Genomic DNA, 21,710 nt, shown 5'->3' with positions numbered 1-21,710 from the left:
ACATTATGAAGTTATCAGAAATTAAAGAGATCTTACCATCATTAGACAACGTTGAATTTCAGCTGGAAGACGGATCTTTTGTTCCGGAACATTTCCATGTAACCGAAGTTGGAAGCGTTATCAAGCACTTTATTGACTGCGGCGGCACAATCCGGAAAGAGAATACCGTCAGCTTCCAGTTATGGAATGCCAATGACTTTGAGCACCGCCTGAAACCTGCAAAGCTTTTGAATATCATTGCATTATCTGAAGAAAAGCTGGGTCTTGAAGACGGTGAAATTGAAGTGGAATACCAGAATACGACCATAGGAAAATACAACCTGGAATTTAACGGAAAAAATTTCGTCCTTACCAATACAACCACTGCGTGTTTAGCTCAGGATGCCTGCGGAATTCCTGCAGAAAAGCAAAAAATTAATTTATCTGAACTTATTGTTAATAAGTCTTCCTGCTGTACGCCAGACTCAGGATGCTGCTAAAATTTTAAACCTATTCAAAAATAATAACGATGTATTCCAAACTATCAGAAACAGTAAAGCTGCTGGAAAAGCATGAAATAAGCGCGGAAAGAAAAATTACACTTGCTCCATTAATTGATTTTATTCAGAAAAAGGTGGATGAAAACAAAGAAATACGTATTAATTTTATCTGTACCCATAATTCGAGAAGAAGCCATCTGTCACAGGTTTGGGCGCAGGCAGCCAGCTTTTATTATAGCGTTCCGGGAGTCATCTGTTATTCCGGAGGAACGGAAGAAACCGCATTGTTTCCGAAAGTAGCAGAAACGCTTGCAGAACAGGGCTTTTCAATTTCAAAAATTTCTGATTCCGAAAATCCGGTGTATGTCATTAAATATGATGAAAACAGTCATCCGGTCATTGGCTTTTCTAAAAAATACGACAGTTCTTTTAATCCCGTTGGTGCATTCGCAGCAGTGATGACCTGCTCCCAGGCTGACAGTGGCTGTCCTTTTATCGCAGGCGCCGAAAAACGCATTCCGATTACATTTGAAGATCCGAAGATTTCTGACGATACTCCGGAGCAGACAAAAGTATATTATGAAAGAAGTTTAGAAATCGGAGCCGAAATGTTGTATGCCTTTTCACAAATAAAAAAATAAAATGGAGATTCTGTCAATCAATAAAAATAATTATCCTGATATCGCTGAAATATATCAGCAGGGAATCAATACAGGAATGGCAACCTTCGAAACTTCCGCTCCTTCCTGGGAAAGCTGGAATGAAAATAAATTACAGCACAGCGAGATCATAGCCTTTGAAAATAGCGAAGCGCTGGGATGGGCCGCCTTGTCGAAAGTAAGCAGCCGCTGCGTGTATGAAGGGGTGGCCGAAGTAAGTATTTATATAGCCGAAAACCACAGAGGAAAAGGTGTCGGGAAAATCCTGATGGAACATCTTATCAGAGAAAGTGAAGACAATGGAATCTGGACCCTGCAGTCGGGAATGTTTCCTGAAAATAAAGCAACCATAGCCTTACATAAACTGTTCGGATTCAGAATTATCGGATATCGTGAAAAAATAGGTAAGCTGAACGGAGTCTGGAAAGACAGTGTAATCATGGAAAGAAGAAGTACAATTGTAGGAACAGAGTAACAATATTATGCAACCAAAATTAAAATTTCCCGACAGCTTCCTGACCCTCTGGATCTTCATGGCTATGTTTTTGGGAATAAGTTTAGGATATTTCTTTCCCGGTATCGCCCAAATTAATGATGTTCTGTCCGTAGGAACCACAAATATTCCTTTGGCCATCGGGCTGATCGTCATGATGTATCCGCCATTGGCTAAAGTGGACTACACATTATTACCTAAAATTTTCCGGGATAAAAAAGCGATCGGAATTTCTTTGGCTTTAAACTGGGTGATCGGGCCTGTTTTAATGTTTATCCTGGCCATTATTTTTTTAAGAGATGAACCGGACTACATGATCGGGCTTATTCTTATTGGCCTTGCGAGGTGTATTGCTATGGTGCTGGTCTGGAACGATCTGGCAAAAGGAAATCGCGAATATGGCGCATTGCTGGTGGCAATGAACAGCATTTTTCAGGTATTGAGCTACAGCTTTATGGTATGGCTTTTTATCAATATTTTACCGGAAAAGCTAGGACTTTCACATTTTAATGTAACCGTATCGATGGCCGATGTTACCCAAAGTGTTTTGACATACCTGGGAATTCCTTTCCTGGCCGGTTTTGTAACCCGTTATTATTTAACCAGATTAAAAGGAACCGAATGGTACAACAGAAAGTTCATCCCTGCCATTTCTCCCCTAACATTATATGCTTTATTATTTACGATCATATTGATGTTCAGCCTTAAAGGTGATACTATTGTAAAACTGCCCCTGGATGTTGTAAAAGTGGCGGTTCCGCTCATTGTCTACTTTGTGCTGATGTTTTTTGTAAGTTTCTTCATCAACAAATCATGTAACATTCCGTATGACAAAAATGCTTCCATTGCATTTACGGCTACGGGAAACAATTTTGAGCTTGCCATTGCCGTATCCATTGCCGTATTCGGTATCAGTTCCGGCCAGGCTTTTGTAGGCGTAATTGGTCCGCTGGTAGAAGTCCCGGTCCTTATTTTGCTTGTAAGGGTAAGTTTATGGCTAAAAAAACGGTATTATAATTAGAACAGTTCAAAGTTCAAAGTTTAAATAAAACAAAACGATACTGCCTAAAAGTTACATTGCGTATATCAATCATTAACCTCAACATTTATTTGTTGAGGTTTTTTAATCTAAAATAAACGTCAAAAGTTCCAGTGTATCCGTATTTAAATAAAATATATTGCATTGCAGGGTAGAAGTTCCAAGTTCCTTCATTATTAATTTATTCTCAATACAAATTCAGAAATCATTTTCCAGATTTGATATTTAAATAATATCTTTGCAGTGATGTTAAAATGGTTCTCCATACTATGTTCAATGATTTATGTGCTTGCAACGACCAATGTCGCAGAAGTACTGAAAGTACCTGTCTTCATAGAGCATCTTATGGATTATGAAGGAAACCTGGCAGAGTTTGTAGCAGACCATTATGACAACCACCCAAAAGATGCAGACTGGAGCACAGACCAGAAACTCCCGTTTTTCAATCCTCCCATCGTCATGATGGTATATGCCAAACTTCCCGACACTACTTTTCATTTTGAAAAAATCAAGGAAATAATCATTTCTCATAAACCGGCTGTATACCAGGAAAAAGATTTTTCCAGCAGCTATCTTTCCACTATTTTCCAGCCTCCACGGTTTTGTTAATTGTTTAATTAAAATTTTATGCTTCAGGATCTTCCGCGAAGCAGCTATTTTCATTTCATTCAATTAATAAATTTTTATGCTAAATAAAATCATTGAGTTTTCTGTAAAGAATAAACTCATTATCGCTCTTTTTACATTAGGGCTGATTCTCTTTGGAATTTATGAAACCACCAGGCTTCCCATTGATGCACAGCCGGATATTACCAATAATCAGGTTCAGATAATTACTGTGGCTCCATCTTACGGGGCGGCAGATATTGAACGGCTGGTAACCTTCCCTATTGAACAGGCCGCCAGTAATATCAACGGAATTACAGAATTGAGGAGCTTTTCGCGTTTCGGATTGTCTCTCGTAACAATCGTTTTTGACGATGATACGAATGTATACTGGGCCCGCCAGCAAGTACAGGAACGGCTGCAGCTGGTGCAGGAAAATATTCCGGCAGGTATCGGCAAGCCGGAATTAGGACCCATTTCGTCAGGTCTGGGAGAAATTTTCCAGTACGTGGTGAGACCTAAAAAAGGATATGAAAACGTGTATGATGCCACCGAACTGAGAACCATTCAGGATTGGGTGGTCCGGCGGCAGCTTCTGGGAACAAAAGGTGTTGCCGATGTCAGCAGTTTCGGGGGCAAATTAAAACAGTATGAAATTGCAATTAATCCCAATCAGCTTCAGGCTTTTAACATCAACATCAACGATGTTTTCAACGCTTTGGAAAAAAATAATCAAAACACGGGAGGTGCTTATATTGAGAAAAGAGAGACCGTACTATTTATCCGCAGTGAAGGGCTTTTAGGCAGCCTGGAAGATATCGGAAATATTCAGGTTTCTACAACACAAGAAGGAATTCCTGTCCGTATAAAAGATGTTGCTAAGGTAAATATCGGCTTTGCCACACGCTATGGAGCGATGACCTACAATGATACCGGAGAAGTGTCGGGAGCCATTGTTTTAATGCTGAAAGGAGAAAATGCCAATGAAGTTATCACTAATATCAAGCAAAGATTAGAAAAAATTCAGGAATCCCTGCCGGAAGGTGTGGTGATAGAACCATTTCTCGACCGAGCCAAAATGGTAAATAACACCATCAGTACCGTAAAAACAAACCTGATGGAGGGCGCTTTGATTGTCGTCTTTATTCTGGTATTATTTCTCGGAAACTTCAGGGCCGGCTTATTGGTAGCATCGGTTATTCCATTGTCAATGCTTTTTGCGGTCATCATGATGAATATTTTCGGAGTCGGAGGAAATCTGATGAGCCTCGGAGCGCTGGATTTCGGGTTGATTGTAGATGGAGCCGTCATTATCGTGGAAGCCGTTCTTCATCAGCTCGCCCACAAAAAGCATTTCGGAAAAGACAATATGCTTTCCAAAGCTGAAATGGATCAGCAGGTTTCAGCATCTGCTACGAAAATGGTAAACAGCGCGGTTTTCGGACAGATTATCATTCTTATTGTTTACCTGCCCATTTTTACCCTACAGGGAATTGAAGGAAAAATGTTTAAGCCCATGGCGCAAACCGTGGCGTTTGCGTTAATCGGGGCATTTTTACTTTCGTTAACGTACATTCCGATGATGAGTGCCCTGGTACTCAGCAGGAAGAAAAAAATAAAAGATACGGTCTCTGATAAAGTAATGGCAAAAGTGGAAAATGGCCATCAGAAACTTTTAATAAAAGCTTTGAAATTTAAAAAAACAATCATTGTGACAGTACTTATTCTGTTTGCCGGAGCTGTTTTTGTGCTTTCCAAAATGGGCGGAGAATTTATTCCGTCCCTTGAAGAAGGAGACTTTGCCGTAGAAATGCGCATTCTGCAGGGCAGCAATATTGAAGAAACCAAAAAAGTAACCACTCAGGCCTCGCATATTTTAATGAAACAATTTCCAGAAGTGCAGAAAGTAGTCACTAAGATCGGAAGTGCTGAGATTCCTACAGAACCGATGCCGATGGATGCGGGGGATATGATTATTGTTTTAAAGCCTAAAAAAGAATGGACTTCTGCACACACATTCCCGGAACTGTCCGAGAAAATGAGCAATGCATTAAAAGTCATTCCCGGTCTTACCACCGGTTTTCAGTTTCCGGTGCAGATGCGGTTTAATGAACTGATGACCGGAGCAAGGCAGGACGTCGTGTGTAAAATTTATGGTGAAGATTTGGACAGCCTGGCTTCTTATGCTAAAAAGCTGGGCGGAATTATCTCAACCGTTAACGGCGCACAGGATCTTTATCTGGAACCTGTCGTCGGCGCACCTCAGCTTGTGATCGATTATAACCGGGCTGAACTTTCACGCTACAATATTTCTGTTGGAGAAATAAACAGGGTAATTAATATGGCCTTCGCAGGGCAGACGGCCGGCGTTTTATATGAAGGAGAAAGAAGATTTGATCTGGTGGTACGGATGGATAGCCTTTATAAAAAAAATGTAGACAATATTCAGAATGTACTTATTCCGGGGCCTGGCGGAAAGCAAATTCCATTATCACAATTGGCAAAAGTACAATTAAAGGAAAGTCCGAATCAGATTCAGCGCGAAGATACCAAGAGAAGGATTGTGGTGGGCTTCAATGTTCGTGGAAGAGACGTTCAGAGTATTGTAGAAGAAGTTCAGCAGAAGGTTGATAAAGATTTGAAATTATCTCCGGGATACAGCATTTCTTACGGCGGTGCTTTTGAAAACCTGAATGAAGCGAAAGCCAGGCTGGGAATTGCAGTCCCCATTTCTCTGGTTATGATCTTCCTGTTGCTTTTCTTCGCATTCGGATCTGTAAAACACAGTTTGTTAATCTACACAGCAATCCCGTTATCAGCCATTGGCGGCATTTACTTTCTCGCTTTGAGGGGAATGCCTTTCAGTATCAGTGCCGGTGTCGGGTTTATTGCCCTTTTCGGGGTTGCCGTTCTGAACGGGATTGTTCTGATTTCCGAATTTAACCGACTGAAAAAAGACGGAATCAATAATCTCAGCAGGATTGTGCTTTTGGGCACAAGAATACGTCTGCGACCGGTTCTGATGACCGCTTTTGTGGCATCATTGGGGTTTTTGCCAATGGCAGTTAGCAACGGCGCCGGAGCGGAGGTTCAGCGGCCTTTGGCAACCGTAGTGATCGGCGGTCTGATGCTGGCTACTTTTCTCACCTTATTCGTTCTACCGGTTCTTTATGTGCTCTTTGAAAAAATCGGTAAAAAGAAAAAGAAATCTTCATCTCATCAATTTTAATTACATCAGTATGAAATTTTCAAACTATCATAAAAAATTTACCGCGATATTATTTTTAATTATCTCGGGAATACTAAGCGCTCAGGAAAATATTACCTATGAACAGGCTTTGGAAAAAGCTTTTCAGCAGAACGGTGCTTTAAAAAACTCCAGATTACTTTCCGAATATCAGGAAAAATTAAAAGAAAGCTATCTGGACATCCCACAGACAGAGCTCAATACGCAGATCGGGCAGATGAACGGTGTGGAAACGGATAATTCCTTCTCTATTTCACAGCGTTTTAACTTTCCTACAGTTTATACTAAGAGAAAACAGTTGCTGAATGCAGAATGGACTGCCAGCATCATTAACCAAAAGCTTACGAAAGCTCAGCTTAAAAAGGAAATTGCTGACGTTTTCTACAGAATTCTTACCCTTCAGGAAAAGAAAAAAGTAATTGTCTATATCGGCGGACTGTATAATAATTTCGCAGATAAAGCAGCGCTGAGACTGAAAAAAGGCGAAACCAATATTCTGGAAGAATCTACTGCAGAGATTCAGAAGCAACAGGCGGAAATCCAATTGAATATGCTTGAAAATGATCTGAATACCGCAAAACTTCAGCTGCAGTTACTCTTACAGTCTGAAGAACAATACCAGCCGGTTTCCGATAAGCCTACTATGGATATTGATCTGCAGGTTTCAAAAGAAATGATCCGGCAACACCCTGAACTGGAATATCTCAATCAGCAGATTACCATCAGCGAGGCTGAAGCACAGTTCGAAAAATCCAGGCTTTTACCTGATCTTTTGGTGGGATATACCAACCAAAGCATGAAAAACGTCAATAGCAACCGTTTTAATACCATTCAGATCGGGGTGGGAATTCCCCTGTTTACAAAAGGACAGAGAATGCTGACAAAAGCGGCGAAAGCAAAAGTGGCGATTTCTGAAAATCAATATCAGAGAAAAGAAATTGAACTTAAAACCAGGCTTGCCCAGCAAATGAATACGTATACCAACCAGATGAAAATTGTTGAAAATTATGAGCAAAAACAGCTTCCTAAGTCGGAAACAATATTAAAAACAGCCCAAAGACAAATGGAAGCCGGAGAAATCGATTACCTGGACTGGGTCATTCTTACCAATCAGGCGGTTAAAATAAAGGTTGATTACATCGATAGTATCGAAAAACTAAACGGGATCGCATCCGAGCTTAATTTTTTATTATTAAAATAAAACAAAATGAACTTAAAATATATCATAATCTTCAGTGCAAGTACAATCCTGGCCTTATCTTCATGTTCCGGAAAAAAGGATGAAGAAAAAACAGTGTATGAAAACACAAAATTCAAAGAGGAAGAACATAATATTGTACAGCTATCCGATCAGCAGATCCGGTCCGTCGGTGTAACAACGACTACCGTTCAGGAGAAAACTATGCAGAAGCTCATCCTGCTGAATGGTAAAGTGGAAATAGCGCCCTCCCACATCAGTTCCGTCTCCAGCATTATGGGCGGGCATATCAAATCGATCAACGTAATCAGCGGGAGCCGTTTCAGCAAAGGGCAGGTTCTTGCCATAGTGGAAGATCCCCAATTCATTCAGCTTCAGCAGGATTATCTTGTGACCAGAGCACAGCTCGAATCCGCAAGACTGAACTTTACCCGGCAAAAAGAACTGAATGCCAGCAAAGCAAGCAGCGACAAAACACTCCAAACCGCCCAGGCAGAATACACAACCTTTGCCGCTACATTAAAAGGTCTTGAACAGAAGCTGAAAATCATCGGAATTAATGCTCAGGGATTAACTTCATCAAATATCAGGAGCAGAATCAATATTTATGCACCGTTCAGTGGTTTTGTAAGCAAAATCCTTGTGAATAACGGACAATATATCAATCCTTCGGATACGTTATTTGAACTCATCAATCCTGCCGGCTTACTGCTTGAATTAAAAGTTTTTGAAAATGATGTGAATGATATAAAAAACGGACAGGAAATTCTGGTTTACAACAACCAAAACCCCGATAAAAAAGCCAACGCAAAAATTGTAAGTATCGTTCCGAATATCGAAGACGGAGGCTCGTCAATCGCAGTAGCAAAGCTTTCTGCCCCAAATCCTGAATTCATGAAAGGAATGTACATCAATGCGGAAGTTACCGTAAGCAGCCTCTACACACTTTCTCTGCCTAATGAATCCGTAATTTCTTTTGAGAATAAAAACTATGTTTTTGAAGATCTCGGAAATAAAAAATACAAAATGATTCCCATTAATACAGGAATATCGGATGACCATTTTACCGAAGTGGTAAAGGCAGATCATTTTAAAAATAAAAGAATAGTACAGAAAGGAGCTTACAGTCTTCTGATGCTGCTGAAGAACAAAGCAGAATAATGATAAAAGAGCTGTTTGAAACAGCTCTTTTTTTTTATAATTAAGAAACACTTACTCCAAAAAGATGCCCAATCAATGCTGTAACACCCATCGCCACAGTTCCCCAGAAACATATTCTAAGGATTGCAATACCGGTCTTTGAGCCTCCGGTCCTGGCAGAAATAGCACCAAGGATCATCAGAAAAACAATTGAAAATCCGTATTGGAAATACACCATCTCTTTGATGGGTGCCACCAGCGAAACAATAAAAGGAAGCAAAGCACCCAACGCAAAAGAACCGAAAGAAGCGATGGCTGCCTGTAACGGTTTGGCCTGCGTAATTTCATTGATTCCCAATTCATCGTGAGCGTGTGCTGCTAAAGCATCATGTTCCGTAAGTTCGGTGGCCACGCGCAAAGCTGTTTCTTTACTTACACCACGTTTTTCATAGATTTTAGCAAGTTCCTGGAGTTCGATTTCCGGCATTTCTTCAAGTTCGCGCTTTTCCCTCAGAAGATCTGCTTTTTCGGTGTCTTCCTGCGAACTTACGGAAACATATTCTCCTGCTGCCATAGACATCGCGCCGGCAATCATTCCGGCAAGAGCAGCCAGAATAATGGTATTTCTTTCCGGCGATGCTGCTGCAACTCCAATAACGATACTGGTGGTGGAGAGTAATCCGTCATTGGCTCCCAAAACCGCTGCACGAAGCCACCCTACTCTGTTTACGTAATGTTTTTCTAAAAGATGATGCATAATTAAAAGTTTAAAACCATTCCTGCCCCAAAATTTTTACCATCCGCAACCGGATAAATCATGGTAAAACTTTTAGAATCTTTTTTATTAAATAATGTACTTATTCTCGGAAACAGCCAGTAGGCCAATTCTGTACTTAAAATCCCGAATCCTGCGCCAGCCACAACATCGCCCACCCAGTGCTTGTCATTGAGCGTTCTGTAAACTCCTGTAAAAATTGCAATCGGATAACCGGAAAGAGACAGCCAGAAATGTTCGTCTTTATATTCCCTGAAAAGGAAATGAGCCGATGAAAAAGCGGCCGTTGTATGTCCGGAAGGAAATGAAAGATGATTGGAGCCATCCGGCCGTTCTTCTTTCACCAGATGTTTCAGAGGAAGAACGAAAGCTGCGGAAATTACTTGTGAAGTCCCGTAGATGATTGTCCGGTCTTTAAAATTATGTTTTCCTTTAATTCCGGCAAGATTGTATCCGTACACCATTACTGCCGGAAGATATTGGGTGTAGTTATCCAGCTTAATATGTCGCGGCTGATGCTCCCCGATTTCATATTTGGTAGATCGGTTAAGGTTTTTCAAGGCATCAGAAGTAAGGCTTATGCTTGCATACCCAATAAAAACGGCCGGAACGATGAGCTTTTTATAGCTTGGCTGATAGGCTCTGTCCTGATATTTAAATTGTTCAGCGGATGCGGAAGAATCTGCTTTGATCTGTCCGTTCAAAGAATAAGAAAAGATCAAAGCAGAAAAAATTGTGATAAGTGGTGGTTTCATAGGTTATTATCTGAACCTTAAATTTAAGGAAATAATATCAGATTTCATACCTACCGATTTTGTATAATGCCCATATCTTATTTCCATCATGTTCAGCCGTTCCACACCGAATAATCCGTTTTTCGGACTGATGCGGATCCCGGCCCCGTAAAAATGGCTGTCGAATTTTGACAGATCATAATTACTCGTATAGAAATCATCGAAAGCCGTATGCTGCTGGTAAGGTGCAAAATATTTTGTTGCAGTTTGGGAATAATACCTGTAAAACGGACTTACCGAAACAAAAGGTGAAATCTTCACCGGTGTTTCCAGGCTGAATGTGTTGGATTTTAATCCCCAGTCGTCAGTGTAATACCTGTAGTAAGCTCTTAGAATTACTTTATCTCCCAGGAAATAATTAGCTCTCAAACCTACAGGAATTTTAAACCTTTTATCCGGCAGTGTTTCCTGATGCACCGAATTATCATTAAAATACACCCTGTGAAATGGCAGGCTTAAATAGCCTGTCTGCTGAACGGCATCTCCCAGAATCTCGATCTGGAAATTCTGATTGATAATCTGAGAATATGCCAGAGAAAGCGCAAAAGTGTTTCTGCCACTTGTCCCGTAATTTTCATTGGCTCTTAATTCGATAGGAGCAATAAGCTTTACCTGATCCAGATAAGCCTGGAATTTTGCCGTAAACTCTCCCATTCGGTTTGCTGTTTTCTGTGAAAAGCCGATATTGGCACCATAAGACTGATAATCAAACTCGAAAGAGGTAGAAACTCCCGCCATCAAAGTGGTACCTTTGGATTCATTTTCGCGGCTCCAGCTTAAAGCAGGATAAATCCTATTGTCTGCATGGGATGCGGACGAATTGGCCTTCAGATCGATCATATCGGATGATGCAGAGGTGTAATGGTCTATTCCTACACTGAAACCAAATTTGTTTTTTCTGTCTTTTTTATCGTATTTTACCATCGTTACATCAATGGTATTGGAGATATCGGTAAGTTTTTCAGTACCCGTGCCACCTGTAACAGCAGAGTTATTGCCGTCCTGTTTATAGTAGCTTGAAACCAGGTTGGCTTCATCAAATGTCAGTTTTTTAGGCTGTTCATTATTCGTGTTTTCCTGTGCTTTTGCATTAAAAATTCCGAAAAGGGCAACTGCACTTATAATCAATTTTTTCATTTTAGATCACTTTAAATTTTACAATTCCTTTTAATTACATCCGCAACCGCCGCCCACTTTTCCTGCGTTTGCTCCGGAAGAGCCTTCTCTGTAAGACTGGAAGCTGAGCTCAGTTTTTTCGATGGGCCTGTTTCCGAGTACCATTTCGGCGTCGTTGAGCTTATTTTTTTCGTACTCTTTTACGGTGGTGCAGGAGTTCAAAAACGGAATTGCTAATATTGAAAGAATAGCAATCATTCTGTAATTTAAAGCGCTGAATCTTCGCAGCCCGGCTTGAACGGACTCTTCGACAAGCTCAGAGTGACAAGCGGGAGTGGAAGACATAAATGAAGCAAAAACGAATGTTTTTTCGAAGTTTATGAACGAAGTTCTTAGCTGTCCAAATAAATATTTGATAAGCTTTTGACTATTTTTTATAAGGTTTTTCATTTTAAATTAATGTTTTGAGATGAATAAATTTTGTCCCGATCGTCTATAATGATGCACTCCAAATGGTTGATCTGATTGATCATATTGAGCGCGGCATCAATTCCCATAATACTTACGGGCGTTGCCATGGCATCGGCAATTTCGGCATTGGGACAAAAAATGGTAACACTTTTGACGCCTGAAACAGGCATTCCGGTTTTGGGATTGATGGTATGCGAGTATTTTTTTCCGTTGATGATGACGAATTTTTCGTAATTTCCTGATGTTGCAACCGCCATGTCGGTGATATTCATATAGGAAAATGGCTGTTTGGCGTGGTCAGGATCTGCAATTCCTATGGTCCAGGGTTTTCCGTCCGCCTGATTTCCCCATGTCGTAAGATCACCGGAAGCATTGACAATTCCTGAAGCCACGCCTCTTTTCTGAAGAAGCCTTTTTGCCATCTCCGCAGCATATCCTTTTCCGATTCCTCCGAAACCGATCCGCATTCCTTTTTCTTTCAGAAAAACGGTCTGTTGGTTACGATCAAGAATAATATTCTGATAATTAACGAGTTTCAGGTGATCTTTAATGAGCTCAGGATGGGGAAGCTTTTTCATTTCACAGTCGAAATTCCAGAAGCTTTTATCAATTCCGCCATAGGAAATGTCAAAATACCCGTCTGTAACAGCACTAATTCTTATACTCCTTTCAATGAGGTCGAAAATTTCCAGATCTACCTGTACAGGAGTTATGCCTGCATTTTTATTGATAAGGCTGGTCTGGCTTTCTTCACTGAAAGTGGTGAGAAGTTTTTCGATTCTCTGTATTTCATGAATGGCTGCATCGATATGATCTTCAGCTTTTTTTTCATCATTCTCTACCACGGTGATTTCAAAAGCGTTCCCCATCAGTTTTTGAGGTCTTTTGAATTCTCTTAGCATACGCGTCAATTTATTTTTGATTTTCTTTTACCGAACGGATTTCTTTACTGAAGGCCAATGCATTTTCAGAGGGCAGTCCTTCCCAGCTTTTCAGAATTTTTCCTTCTGCATTTAACAGAATTGTATAGGGAAAAAGCCCTTTCGGGTTATACTGATCCGCCAGCGCCGCATTTTCTTTTTTCAGTTCGGCAGAAAGCTGATTCTTTTTGTTTCTGGGAAAATCTGCATTGATGTAAAGAATGACGTTTTCAGCTTCAAGCTTTTTAAAGTCTTCGGTTTCAATGATATTTTTATGCAGTTTGATACACGGAATACACCAGTCTGAGCCTGAAAAGTTAAGCAGAATAAGTTCTTTGTTTTCTGCTGCTGTTTTTTTGGCGGTTTCCAGTCTGCTCTGCGCATGGAAACCAACGGAAAATACAACCATTAAAATGGCTGATAATAATGTTTTCATTATTTAATGTTATAATAATTTAGAATTGACGATGGGTTTGATTTAGATTAAATCAAATTTTAAACGGAATTATAAAAAATACTTTGGAGGTTCCCATACGGAGCCCGCAAATCCTTTGTAGCGGAAGTCTTCGTCCTTTGCCTGTATTTTATTTAACGTTAACTGCTGTAGGGTAGAATTCCTGGGTTCAAAGCTGAATCCCGGATTGATTACGGTAAATACCAAAGCCAGCGGTGTGGAATGAATGATGAAAGGCAGCTTCTGGTCTTTGCCGTCATCTCCGTCTTTCACCGGATGGTTGTAATGGGTTTTCAGGAATGCGCTGAACGGCATTTCCGGATTGAGCTTTTTATGCTCACAGTAGTGTTCTATTAAAGTCGGGATTTTCAAAAGCTGATACAACTCAGTTGTAGAAACCAAATATAATGAGAGGAACAGTATGGAAATCAACTTTTTCACCACTCAAATTTATAAAATGTTTCGTTTAGAATGACTTTAAATTAACATTTTAATTTTTTTTTAAGTTGCTTTTATACGGCTGTATTTTCTATACCGGAAGGCTCCGAAGGGTGTTTAGATTCCCGCAGATTCCAAGGAATCTGCGGGATTTGCAGGATTATACTGCATTTACCATAGCTTCCTTTTCTTCAGATTGAGAATGCGATTTGGAGAGTGTACTGAGAAAAGTGATGGTTGTTCGGGTACCGTTTTTGTCTACTTTTATCACAATGGATTTGCAGCAGGGAGATGCACTGAAATGGTTTTCGTAGCGGGTTCCACATTTAAAGCATTCGGTAATTACGGTTTCGTTTTTTTCCATAGTTATTGTGTTAGTTTTTATGTGTTCGTGATAAATATAATATTTTTTTCAATAGGATAATGGTTGTGATCAATTAGTTCTCAGTCTGAAGCTTATTGATAAGGGATACTTTGTAAAGTGCGTCGATAACTTTGTTATCATTTACTTTTTTCTTTCTTACTTTTCTTATATATGCGGGATCTTTCGGTTCTTCTTTCAGAATGATATTGACTGATGTGGTATAGCGTGCTGGTAGCCATTGCTCAATAAAATCGAGCTTTTCGCCGGTTTTCTCCTGATGAGAGAGATTCATCAATGTGCTCATAGAAATGAATAAAATTTTGTTTAACCTTTTTTCGTAGTTTTGTGTCTGTCGGGATAGACATTTTAAAAGCAAATATACAATTATATATTAAAAAACAACAAATTATTGAATTTTTAACAATATTTTATTGTTTTGTTTTATTAAAGAAAAAAACTCAATATGAAAATTTACGAAAAGATCCGCGAATACAGCAAGAGTAAAGGTGAAACCATGAAGGAAATCGCAGACGCTTATGGCGTAACACCTCAGTCGATTCAGCTTTATTTTTCGGGAAAAAATGCAATGCCTCTTAATTTTCTGGTTTGGTATATTGAAAAACATCCTGAGCTGGATCTGTATGCGCTGTTCAATAAAAATCAGCCGAGCATCGTTTCTGAACCGAAGTCTGCATATAATAAGAAGTCGAAGAAGCAGGATGTGATTGACAGAATTGTGGAAATCCTTGAGAAGGAGCTTTAAAATAATGTAGCGAATGCAAAATGTAAAGCTGGTTGCATCTTCCCCACCGGCTTATTTACCTGTCAAAGTTTTCTAATTGTGAAAATTATTATTCTATGAATGTTAAATTTTAGTAAATTAAGAGCATTTATAGTAGTTTTCATTTTTAATGAACTACCTTTATCGTGATATAGAAAAAAACTACAATTTTTTATAATTATGTATTACATTTTTGTATATCTATTGTTTTAATGATCAGGATTCAACAAATATATCAGAAGATTTGTAATCAGGATTCCGGTATTCAGGCGAATGTTCGCCGGCTACGCTGTAAACTTCATGTATTATCATAAGTTTATGAATTTCGGAGTGAACAGTTATTTCAGTTATTTTATTTTAGTTAAGGATTAGAATCTTTTTTTTGGTATGACAAGCAAAATCATCGGTGTAGGGAATTACATACCCTCAGAAACCATCAGCAATTTATTTTTCGGTAATCATGTATTTCTAGATGAGGAGGGCATCTTATTGAAAGACAGTAATGAATCTATTACAAAAAAGTTACAAAAAATCACAGGCATTGAAGAGAGAAGATATGCCGGCAGCACGCAGGTAGCTTCTGATCTGGGTCTTATTGCGGCACAATCTGCAATAGAAGATTCGGGTATTGATCCTGAGACTCTAGACTATATTATTTTTGCCCACAATTTTGGCGATGTGCGTTTTGGCACCATTCAGTCTGATACGGTTCCGAGCCTTGCTTCCCGCGTAAAACATTCTTTACGGATAAAGAATAATTTCTGCGTGGCATATGATGTTCTTTTCGGATGTCCGGGGTGGATTGAAGGGATAATCCAGGCGAATGCCTTCATCCGTTCGGGAATTGCTAAAAGGTGTCTTGTAATAGGCGCTGAAACGCTTTCCAGGGTAGTTGATATTCATGACAGAGACAGCATGATCTATGCAGACGGAGCGGGAGCAGTCATTCTTGATGCCAATGATGCGGATGATTCCGGAATCAGGTCCCATTTGTCGGCTTCTCATACGCTGAACGAAAAAGATTTTCTGTATTTCGGGAAATCATATAATAATGAGCGCTGTCCGGATACGAAATATATCAAAATGGACGGAAGGAAAATCTATGAATTTGCGCTTTCCAATGTGCCGACTGCGATGCAAAAGTGCCTTGACAGCAGCGGATATTCAATCAATGATCTGAGTAAAATTATTATTCATCAGGCTAATGAGAAAATGGATGAAGCGATTGTGGAAAGATTTTACCAACTCTACGGGATGAGCGCGCCTCCGGGAATTATGCCAATGGTAATCAGCAAACTGGGTAACAGCAGCGTTGCAACGATCCCTTCTCTGCTTACTATGATCCTGAAGGATGAACTGGAATCCCACACGATAGAAAAGGGTGATGTTGTGCTTTTTGCATCCGTAGGAGCGGGTATGAATATCAATGCGCTTGTTTATAAATTTTAATTGAGAATTGTATCAGTTTTATAATATAAAAATATATTTTTGATAATCAATCATTTAAATTAACTGTAGTATATATATTTTTTGTATATTTGCAGAACAAAACAGGTTTCTGCCTTTGCTATTCTGTAGAGCATAGATAATATTTTCTTTCAGTTTACTTTTTCAGCCACCATTTAGTTTTAACAATCAAGTCAGAGCACAAGGCTTTTGACTTACCAATAATTTTTTAATACCATTTACAATGCAAGAAGGCACAGTAAAATTTTTCAATGAAGCAAAAGGCTTCGGATTTATCACTCCTGCAGACGGAAGCAGAGATGTTTTCGTACATTCATCCGGATTAATTTCAAGATCTATCCAGGAAAATGACAGAGTAGTTTTTGAAGTTCAGCAAGGCCAGAAAGGCTTAAACGCAGTGAACGTAAAGTTGGCGTAATGCCGAATGTCAAGGTATTGACAGTTGAGATAAAAAGGTATTGACGAACTTTCTCAGTTAGCCAAATCTAGATAATATCCGATTTTATCGATTTTTCTCATCCTGAATATATTACCTGAAACGACATTATTGAATTGATTTAATCTTATTTATATATGTCATCAGCCTCCTGCAGAAATGTAGGAGGTTTGTTTTTTTCTATTGTGGGATAAAATAGTTTTCCTGTTTTTAGCAATTTATTTATCTTCGTTTTTTCAACTATAATATTTTAATTTTGCCGCAAGAAACTTTACATATGCCAGTCAGTTCTCATAAATTAATTCCTATGACAGATTTTGTTATAGAATATTATTCCCATGAAGGATATGCAGATCTTCAGACCCTGAAACTGATGAATAATTATGCAACTTTTCTTAAAAAGCCTTTGAGGTTGGGCATGTTTGTGCCGGTAGATGGCAAAGGAAGCATCCTTAAAGAGCCTAAAAACTATTCTTCATGGAAATCCCTTGAACACAACAAGAAAGGAACTAAAACTGACGGCACGGCATTCGAAGAATATAAAATATACCGAAAGGCAGAAGATAAATGCCTTTTCGAAGGATTTACAATTGCGTATAACGGTTATTCAGTAGTACGTATTACCGCAACATACAATCCTTCCATTGAGCTTTCATTCAATAAAAATAATAAAACATTTCAGAGCTTCAGCAATGTGGAAGCTCTGACGTCATTTGATGAAATATTTTTAAATGCGAATGCGTTGAAAAAACTTGGTTTACGTCCATAAATATTATTAAAACTTAAAAAGAATTTAGAGCCTTTTTAAATTTTAATTTTTAAACATTAAGGAATTAAGTCTTTTAAGCTCAACGTACTAAAATTATTACTGTTAACTTAAGAATAGACAAAGTTTTTTAATTTCGAAATTAAGAAAAAGCTATCAGAAATGTATTAAATAAAATTTAAAACAAGCTCTTAATTTTTTACCGCTTTTCCGTAAACTTCGAGTGCTCTTTTCCTGGCGAAAGTATGTTCTACAATTTCCTCTGCGTTGATTTCATCTTCAGTAAGCCATTTTCTAATATATTTCTGATCTTTGTCGAATTTTTTCGCCTGCTCAGACGGATTAAAGACCCTGAAATATGGAGCTGCATCGCATCCACAGCCCGCAGCCCACTGCCAGTTGCCATTGTTGGAAGACAGCTCATAATCCAGCAGCTTTTCTGCGAAGTACGCTTCACCCCATCTCCAATCGATTAATAAATGTTTAGTCAGGAAACTTGCCACCACCATTCTTACCCTATTGTGCATGAAACCGGTCTCATTCAATTGACGCATTCCTGCATCAACCATGGGATATCCGGTTTTCCCTTTGCACCAGAGATCAAATTCTTTTTCGTTGTTTCGCCACTGTATGGCTTCATATTTCTCTTTGAAAGAATGATTGACGACTTTCGGGAAATGATACAGGATCTGCATGAAGAATTCTCTCCAGATCAGCTCGTTCAGCCAGGTTTCATTGTGTTTCACGGCAAACTGAACGCAACTGCGCACCGATATGGTTCCGAAGCGCAGGGCTACACCTAAATGAGTCGTATGTTCCATTCCCGGAAAATCCCTGTATTTATCGTAATCGTCAATAATCGATTTATTTAACGTAGGATGTTTAAAATCCAGACCGGTCTTCTTAAATCCGAGATTTTCAAGACGAGGAAAACTAGCAGGTCTGTACGAAAGAAAGTTAGAAAAATCTGTTTCAAAATTTTCAATGTTAGTTCTGTTAAAGAGTTCTTTCCACTTTTTTGAATAAGGCGTATAAACCGTATACGGCGTACCGTCGTTTTTCATCACCTCATCTTTTTCGAAAATTACCTGATCCTTGTAACTTTTAAAGCTGACCTGATGGTCTTTGAGAAAACCTGCTATTTCCTGATCTCTTTTAATTGCTTCAGGCTCATAATCTGCATTACAGAAAACCGTATCAACCTGATATTCTTTTATAAGTATTTTAAAGGCATCGAGTGGTTTTTCATGGAAAACAGTGATTCCGCTGCTGTGCTTTTCAAGTTCGTGATGAATTTCTTCCAGAACCTGGTGGAAATAATCTACTCTTTTATCGTATTTGTTTTCCAGCTGATCTAAGATCTCTTTATCAAAAATAAAAACAGGAAGCACCTTATGCTCTTTCTTTAAAGCATGATAAAGACCGCAATTGTCATGTAGCCTAAGATCCCTGCGGAACCAGAATATATTTACTTTATCCTTTACTTCAGTCATAAATATTTTATTGATTGAAGTATTTTTCGAGTACTTTGAAACGATAATCGAAGATATGTTCGAGTTTGCTTTTTACAAACAATACATGCGCAATATCTCCGAGAAATCCTAGAGGAAGTTCATAATCAACCGTATCTTTCATTAAGACGCCTTGTTCATTTTCAATAAATTCATGATGATGATTCCAGAGTTTATAAGGTCCTTCCTTCTGAAAATCGGTAAAGCTTTTTCTGAAATCTACCTGAGTAATTTCTGTTTTCCATTTCATTTTAATGCCCAAAATGGGTGAAACGAAATAATCGATGATCATTCCTTCGTATATTTCATCATTTTCAAACTTTGTACGCACCACGAAGTTCATGTCTTTGGGGGTAATTTTAGAAAGATTACCAGGCGCTGAGAAAAACTCCCAGGCTGTTTTTATGTCACAATGCAGCTGCTGCTCGCGGAATAATGTATGTTTCATCTTTTTCTCAATCAAATACAATTAAAGTACCACAACATTAAATTACACAGTAAAAAAGTAAAATAAATTACTAATACTGCAAATTTAATATATTATTTTTAATACAGTAATTTTTGAATTGAGAAGCAGTAAAATATCGGGCATATTTAATGGTAACTGTATCATTATCCAGAAAATAAGTGGGTTCAAAATAACATCCCTGAAACAGATCACTTACCGGGTATACTTTGAATTTATATTTTTTGCCTAAAACGATTTCTTTGCATTTCTTTCCTTTTTCATCTTTGAAAGTTTCAATAATATCATTGTTGTCAGCAACGAGGACTTTAACGCTGTCGTTTTCGTAAACTTTTATGATTCTTCTCTTTACAGTAAATTTACCAGAACCACAGCCTGTAAGAAACAAAGCAATAATCAAGAGAAACACATGATTCTTCATATTAATTATAAATCCACATCAGGACAGGAGTTTTGGATTGCTGCAAGAGCGGATCGATTTCTTTCATAGCATTATTAGATACCGTAGGGCAGCCCCAACCTTCGGGAAATCCTTTCGGAAAAGATTCTTGATCACCCATCATTTCCCACGAATGAAACACAATAACTCTTTTCAAAGCATTACTGTTGGTATTTTCCAGTCCGTGCATTAGATATTTGATATTTATTCCCCAGTTACTGTACCCTCTTCCTTCAAGCCTGTATTTCCCTAAAGAAGAAAGATGGCTGCCATCCTCATTACTGAACTGAGGCCTATTGCGTGATTCATCAGCGCTCCAGCGATTGTTGCCGCAACCGTGGCCTACAAGATAAGATGCAGTAATACTTTCCTTTTTAAAATCCCAAAGAAAAAGCCTTTTCAGTCCCGAATGCATACTCATGTCGATCAGAATACAGAAATCGGTATTCAGTTGATTCTTTTTACAGAATTGCAGAGCTTCACGGGCTTTTAGACTTATCTTTTTAAGATCAGCCTCAGCCTTATATGCAACAGTCTTTTGTTCAGTTAAAGAAGTTCCGGAGCTATTTTGCTGCTGTTCTTTCTGGCAGGAAAGAGATGCGTACAAAAATACAATCCCAAAATAAAAGATCTTTCTCATTCTTTATAGTGCAGAAATATCCCGTAGTCAGTAGGCGTCCACAATGCAGCTTTTTGTCCGGCCGCTTTCAGTGCATTATTTGCCCAGGTATTGCAGGTATCAAGGAAGCTGTATCTGCCTTTAGCATCATAAAATGCATCATTTTCTCCGTAGACCGCATTGGTGGGAATCAGGATATAGTTTCCATTCGCATCTGTATCAAATTTACTTTCTACAAATTGTACCAGATGCTTATACTGATTTTTGCTGATCATGATCATTTTGCAGTCGTCTCCTTCCTTCATTTTCTTATAATAAGTACAATGCATGGCAGATTCGCTGAGCCAGAAAGCAGCTTTGAAAGCAGTTGAAAATTTAAGGTCGGCCCAGGTAGGCGTATCAAGATAAAACCCTTTATCACCCCAGCCAATACCTACATATTGAAAATCGGATTTTCCGGATTTTGTATTGGTAAAAGGAATTTTGGAGCTCCAGTCGTGAAGCTCATTTTTTACGGGCATTACAATATCGGTGTGCACGCCATTGGTATAAATATAAATAGGAATCTCTTTCTTTTGCCCATCCTCTTTTTCCGAAACTTCGATAAAGGGAATCAAATATCCTGATGCCACATACAAAACAACAATTCCTACAATAATCCCTACAATTTTCAGAATGATAAACACCATTTTTTTCGCAGTCATGCTTATAAATATAGTTAATAAAATTTAATAATAATTTTCACAAAAGTATTGGATGTAAGTAAATTTTTCTCTAAATTTAAGTACAAAATGTTCACAAATATGCAGAAAAACGCTAAATCCAACAAAAGATTTAAAATAAGAGTAAAAGTAGCTCCAAAAAGAGTTCAAAAAAAACGTTGATTTTCGATGGGATAAAATAATCTCAGGAAGTCAATTTTCTTTTTTAGAAACTATTCTATTTATTAAGTCTTGCCTCTTTAAATACTGATTTAAGGATTGGCCGTTTACCCTTTTTACTTTGGAACCTCAATAATTCCAGACAGGAAAT

26 protein-coding genes are annotated in these 21,710 nt (G+C 38.6%); 12 read left to right on the top strand and 14 right to left on the bottom strand.

Annotation, left to right across the window (positions count from 1 at the left end; all coding sequences use genetic code 11):
- Positions 1–5: 5 nt before the first annotated feature.
- From HHL20_RS02675 to HHL20_RS02645, 8 genes are all read left to right on the top strand, one after another.
- Complete coding sequence (locus HHL20_RS02675) at positions 6–479, top strand: DUF6428 family protein (protein ID WP_169229646.1); 474 nt, start codon at positions 6–8, stop codon at positions 477–479.
- Positions 480–508: 29 nt separating this feature from the next.
- Positions 509–1,120: an arsenate-mycothiol transferase ArsC gene (locus tag HHL20_RS02670; RefSeq protein WP_169229645.1), complete on the top strand. Its 612-nt coding sequence runs from the start codon at positions 509–511 to the stop codon at positions 1,118–1,120.
- Between the two features lies 1 nt (position 1,121).
- Positions 1,122–1,613, top strand: coding sequence for a GNAT family N-acetyltransferase (locus HHL20_RS02665; protein ID WP_169229644.1), 492 nt, complete (start codon positions 1,122–1,124; stop codon positions 1,611–1,613).
- Positions 1,614–1,620: 7 nt separating this feature from the next.
- Positions 1,621–2,652 (top strand): ACR3 family arsenite efflux transporter, encoded by a 1,032-nt coding sequence (arsB, locus tag HHL20_RS02660; RefSeq protein WP_169229643.1) that lies wholly within the window; start codon positions 1,621–1,623, stop codon positions 2,650–2,652.
- Between the two features lie 294 nt (positions 2,653–2,946).
- The gene (locus HHL20_RS02655; RefSeq protein WP_169229642.1) at positions 2,947–3,279 is read left to right on the top strand and encodes a hypothetical protein; all 333 of its coding nucleotides are present in this window, start codon (positions 2,947–2,949) and stop codon (positions 3,277–3,279) included.
- Between the two features lie 76 nt (positions 3,280–3,355).
- On the top strand, positions 3,356–6,505 hold the full coding sequence (locus HHL20_RS02650; RefSeq protein WP_185194790.1) for an efflux RND transporter permease subunit: 3,150 nt from the start codon (positions 3,356–3,358) through the stop codon (positions 6,503–6,505).
- A 10-nt stretch (positions 6,506–6,515) separates the two neighbouring features.
- Positions 6,516–7,724, top strand: a complete 1,209-nt coding sequence (locus HHL20_RS19660) for a TolC family protein (protein ID WP_185194789.1) — start codon at positions 6,516–6,518, stop codon at positions 7,722–7,724.
- Between the two features lie 6 nt (positions 7,725–7,730).
- Complete coding sequence (locus HHL20_RS02645) at positions 7,731–8,882, top strand: efflux RND transporter periplasmic adaptor subunit (protein WP_169229641.1); 1,152 nt, start codon at positions 7,731–7,733, stop codon at positions 8,880–8,882.
- A gap of 40 nt (positions 8,883–8,922) precedes the next feature.
- Here the strand turns inward: HHL20_RS02645 and HHL20_RS02640 are convergent, their stop codons facing one another.
- The 9 genes from HHL20_RS02640 to HHL20_RS02600 form a co-directional block, all read right to left on the bottom strand.
- A complete protein-coding gene (locus HHL20_RS02640) occupies positions 8,923–9,618 on the bottom strand; it encodes a VIT1/CCC1 transporter family protein (protein WP_169229640.1) in 696 nt (231 codons plus the stop codon).
- 2 nt (positions 9,619–9,620) lie between these two features.
- Entirely contained in the window at positions 9,621–10,391 is a 771-nt protein-coding gene (locus HHL20_RS02635) for a phosphatase PAP2 family protein (protein ID WP_169229639.1), read from the bottom strand.
- A 6-nt stretch (positions 10,392–10,397) separates the two neighbouring features.
- On the bottom strand, positions 10,398–11,567 hold the full coding sequence (locus HHL20_RS02630; RefSeq protein ID WP_169229638.1) for a DUF3570 domain-containing protein: 1,170 nt from the start codon (positions 11,565–11,567) through the stop codon (positions 10,398–10,400).
- A 30-nt stretch (positions 11,568–11,597) separates the two neighbouring features.
- Positions 11,598–11,996, bottom strand: a complete 399-nt coding sequence (locus HHL20_RS19780) for a DUF4266 domain-containing protein (RefSeq protein WP_449386643.1) — start codon at positions 11,994–11,996, stop codon at positions 11,598–11,600.
- Entirely contained in the window at positions 11,993–12,919 is a 927-nt protein-coding gene (locus tag HHL20_RS02620) for an FAD:protein FMN transferase (RefSeq protein WP_169229637.1), read from the bottom strand. Before HHL20_RS02620 ends, HHL20_RS19780 begins: the two co-directional genes overlap by 4 nt.
- A 10-nt stretch (positions 12,920–12,929) precedes the next feature.
- Positions 12,930–13,373: a thioredoxin family protein gene (locus tag HHL20_RS02615; protein ID WP_169229636.1), complete on the bottom strand. Its 444-nt coding sequence runs from the start codon at positions 13,371–13,373 to the stop codon at positions 12,930–12,932.
- A gap of 69 nt (positions 13,374–13,442) precedes the next feature.
- Positions 13,443–13,832, bottom strand: coding sequence for a hypothetical protein (locus tag HHL20_RS02610; protein WP_169229635.1), 390 nt, complete (start codon positions 13,830–13,832; stop codon positions 13,443–13,445).
- 157 nt (positions 13,833–13,989) lie between these two features.
- Positions 13,990–14,193 (bottom strand): hypothetical protein, encoded by a 204-nt coding sequence (locus HHL20_RS02605; RefSeq protein ID WP_169229634.1) that lies wholly within the window; start codon positions 14,191–14,193, stop codon positions 13,990–13,992.
- A 73-nt stretch (positions 14,194–14,266) separates the two neighbouring features.
- Entirely contained in the window at positions 14,267–14,497 is a 231-nt protein-coding gene (locus HHL20_RS02600) for a hypothetical protein (RefSeq protein ID WP_169229633.1), read from the bottom strand.
- 159 nt (positions 14,498–14,656) lie between these two features.
- Here HHL20_RS02600 and HHL20_RS02595 point away from each other — a divergent pair, with 159 nt between their 5' ends.
- The 4 genes from HHL20_RS02595 (at position 14,657) to HHL20_RS02580 (ending at position 17,646) form a co-directional block, all read left to right on the top strand.
- The gene (locus tag HHL20_RS02595; protein ID WP_169229632.1) at positions 14,657–14,956 is read left to right on the top strand and encodes a helix-turn-helix transcriptional regulator; all 300 of its coding nucleotides are present in this window, start codon (positions 14,657–14,659) and stop codon (positions 14,954–14,956) included.
- Positions 14,957–15,361: 405 nt separating this feature from the next.
- Positions 15,362–16,423 (top strand): 3-oxoacyl-ACP synthase III family protein, encoded by a 1,062-nt coding sequence (locus tag HHL20_RS02590; protein WP_169229631.1) that lies wholly within the window; start codon positions 15,362–15,364, stop codon positions 16,421–16,423.
- Between the two features lie 241 nt (positions 16,424–16,664).
- Positions 16,665–16,859: a cold-shock protein gene (locus HHL20_RS02585; protein ID WP_169229630.1), complete on the top strand. Its 195-nt coding sequence runs from the start codon at positions 16,665–16,667 to the stop codon at positions 16,857–16,859.
- 325 nt (positions 16,860–17,184) lie between these two features.
- Positions 17,185–17,646 (top strand): hypothetical protein, encoded by a 462-nt coding sequence (locus tag HHL20_RS02580; protein WP_169229629.1) that lies wholly within the window; start codon positions 17,185–17,187, stop codon positions 17,644–17,646.
- A gap of 188 nt (positions 17,647–17,834) precedes the next feature.
- On the opposite strand, the gene HHL20_RS02575 is transcribed toward HHL20_RS02580, so the two are convergent.
- The 5 genes from HHL20_RS02575 to HHL20_RS02555 all read right to left on the bottom strand — a co-directional run bounded on the left by HHL20_RS02575 (position 17,835) and on the right by HHL20_RS02555 (position 21,382).
- Positions 17,835–19,136: a cryptochrome/photolyase family protein gene (locus HHL20_RS02575; RefSeq protein WP_169229628.1), complete on the bottom strand. Its 1,302-nt coding sequence runs from the start codon at positions 19,134–19,136 to the stop codon at positions 17,835–17,837.
- Positions 19,137–19,143: 7 nt separating this feature from the next.
- The gene (locus HHL20_RS02570; RefSeq protein ID WP_169229627.1) at positions 19,144–19,602 is read right to left on the bottom strand and encodes an SRPBCC family protein; all 459 of its coding nucleotides are present in this window, start codon (positions 19,600–19,602) and stop codon (positions 19,144–19,146) included.
- A 70-nt stretch (positions 19,603–19,672) separates the two neighbouring features.
- On the bottom strand, positions 19,673–20,041 hold the full coding sequence (locus tag HHL20_RS02565; RefSeq protein ID WP_169229626.1) for a hypothetical protein: 369 nt from the start codon (positions 20,039–20,041) through the stop codon (positions 19,673–19,675).
- Between the two features lies 1 nt (position 20,042).
- Positions 20,043–20,699 (bottom strand): murein L,D-transpeptidase catalytic domain-containing protein, encoded by a 657-nt coding sequence (locus HHL20_RS02560; RefSeq protein WP_169229625.1) that lies wholly within the window; start codon positions 20,697–20,699, stop codon positions 20,043–20,045.
- A complete protein-coding gene (locus tag HHL20_RS02555) occupies positions 20,696–21,382 on the bottom strand; it encodes a TIGR02117 family protein (protein ID WP_169229624.1) in 687 nt (228 codons plus the stop codon). Before HHL20_RS02555 ends, HHL20_RS02560 begins: the two co-directional genes overlap by 4 nt.
- Between the last annotated feature and the right edge of the window lie 328 nt (positions 21,383–21,710).

This window comes from Chryseobacterium cheonjiense, from assembly GCF_012927265.1.
GTDB lineage: Bacteria > Bacteroidota > Bacteroidia > Flavobacteriales > Weeksellaceae > Chryseobacterium > Chryseobacterium cheonjiense.
This window is presented reverse-complemented; position numbering and strand designations above follow the sequence as displayed.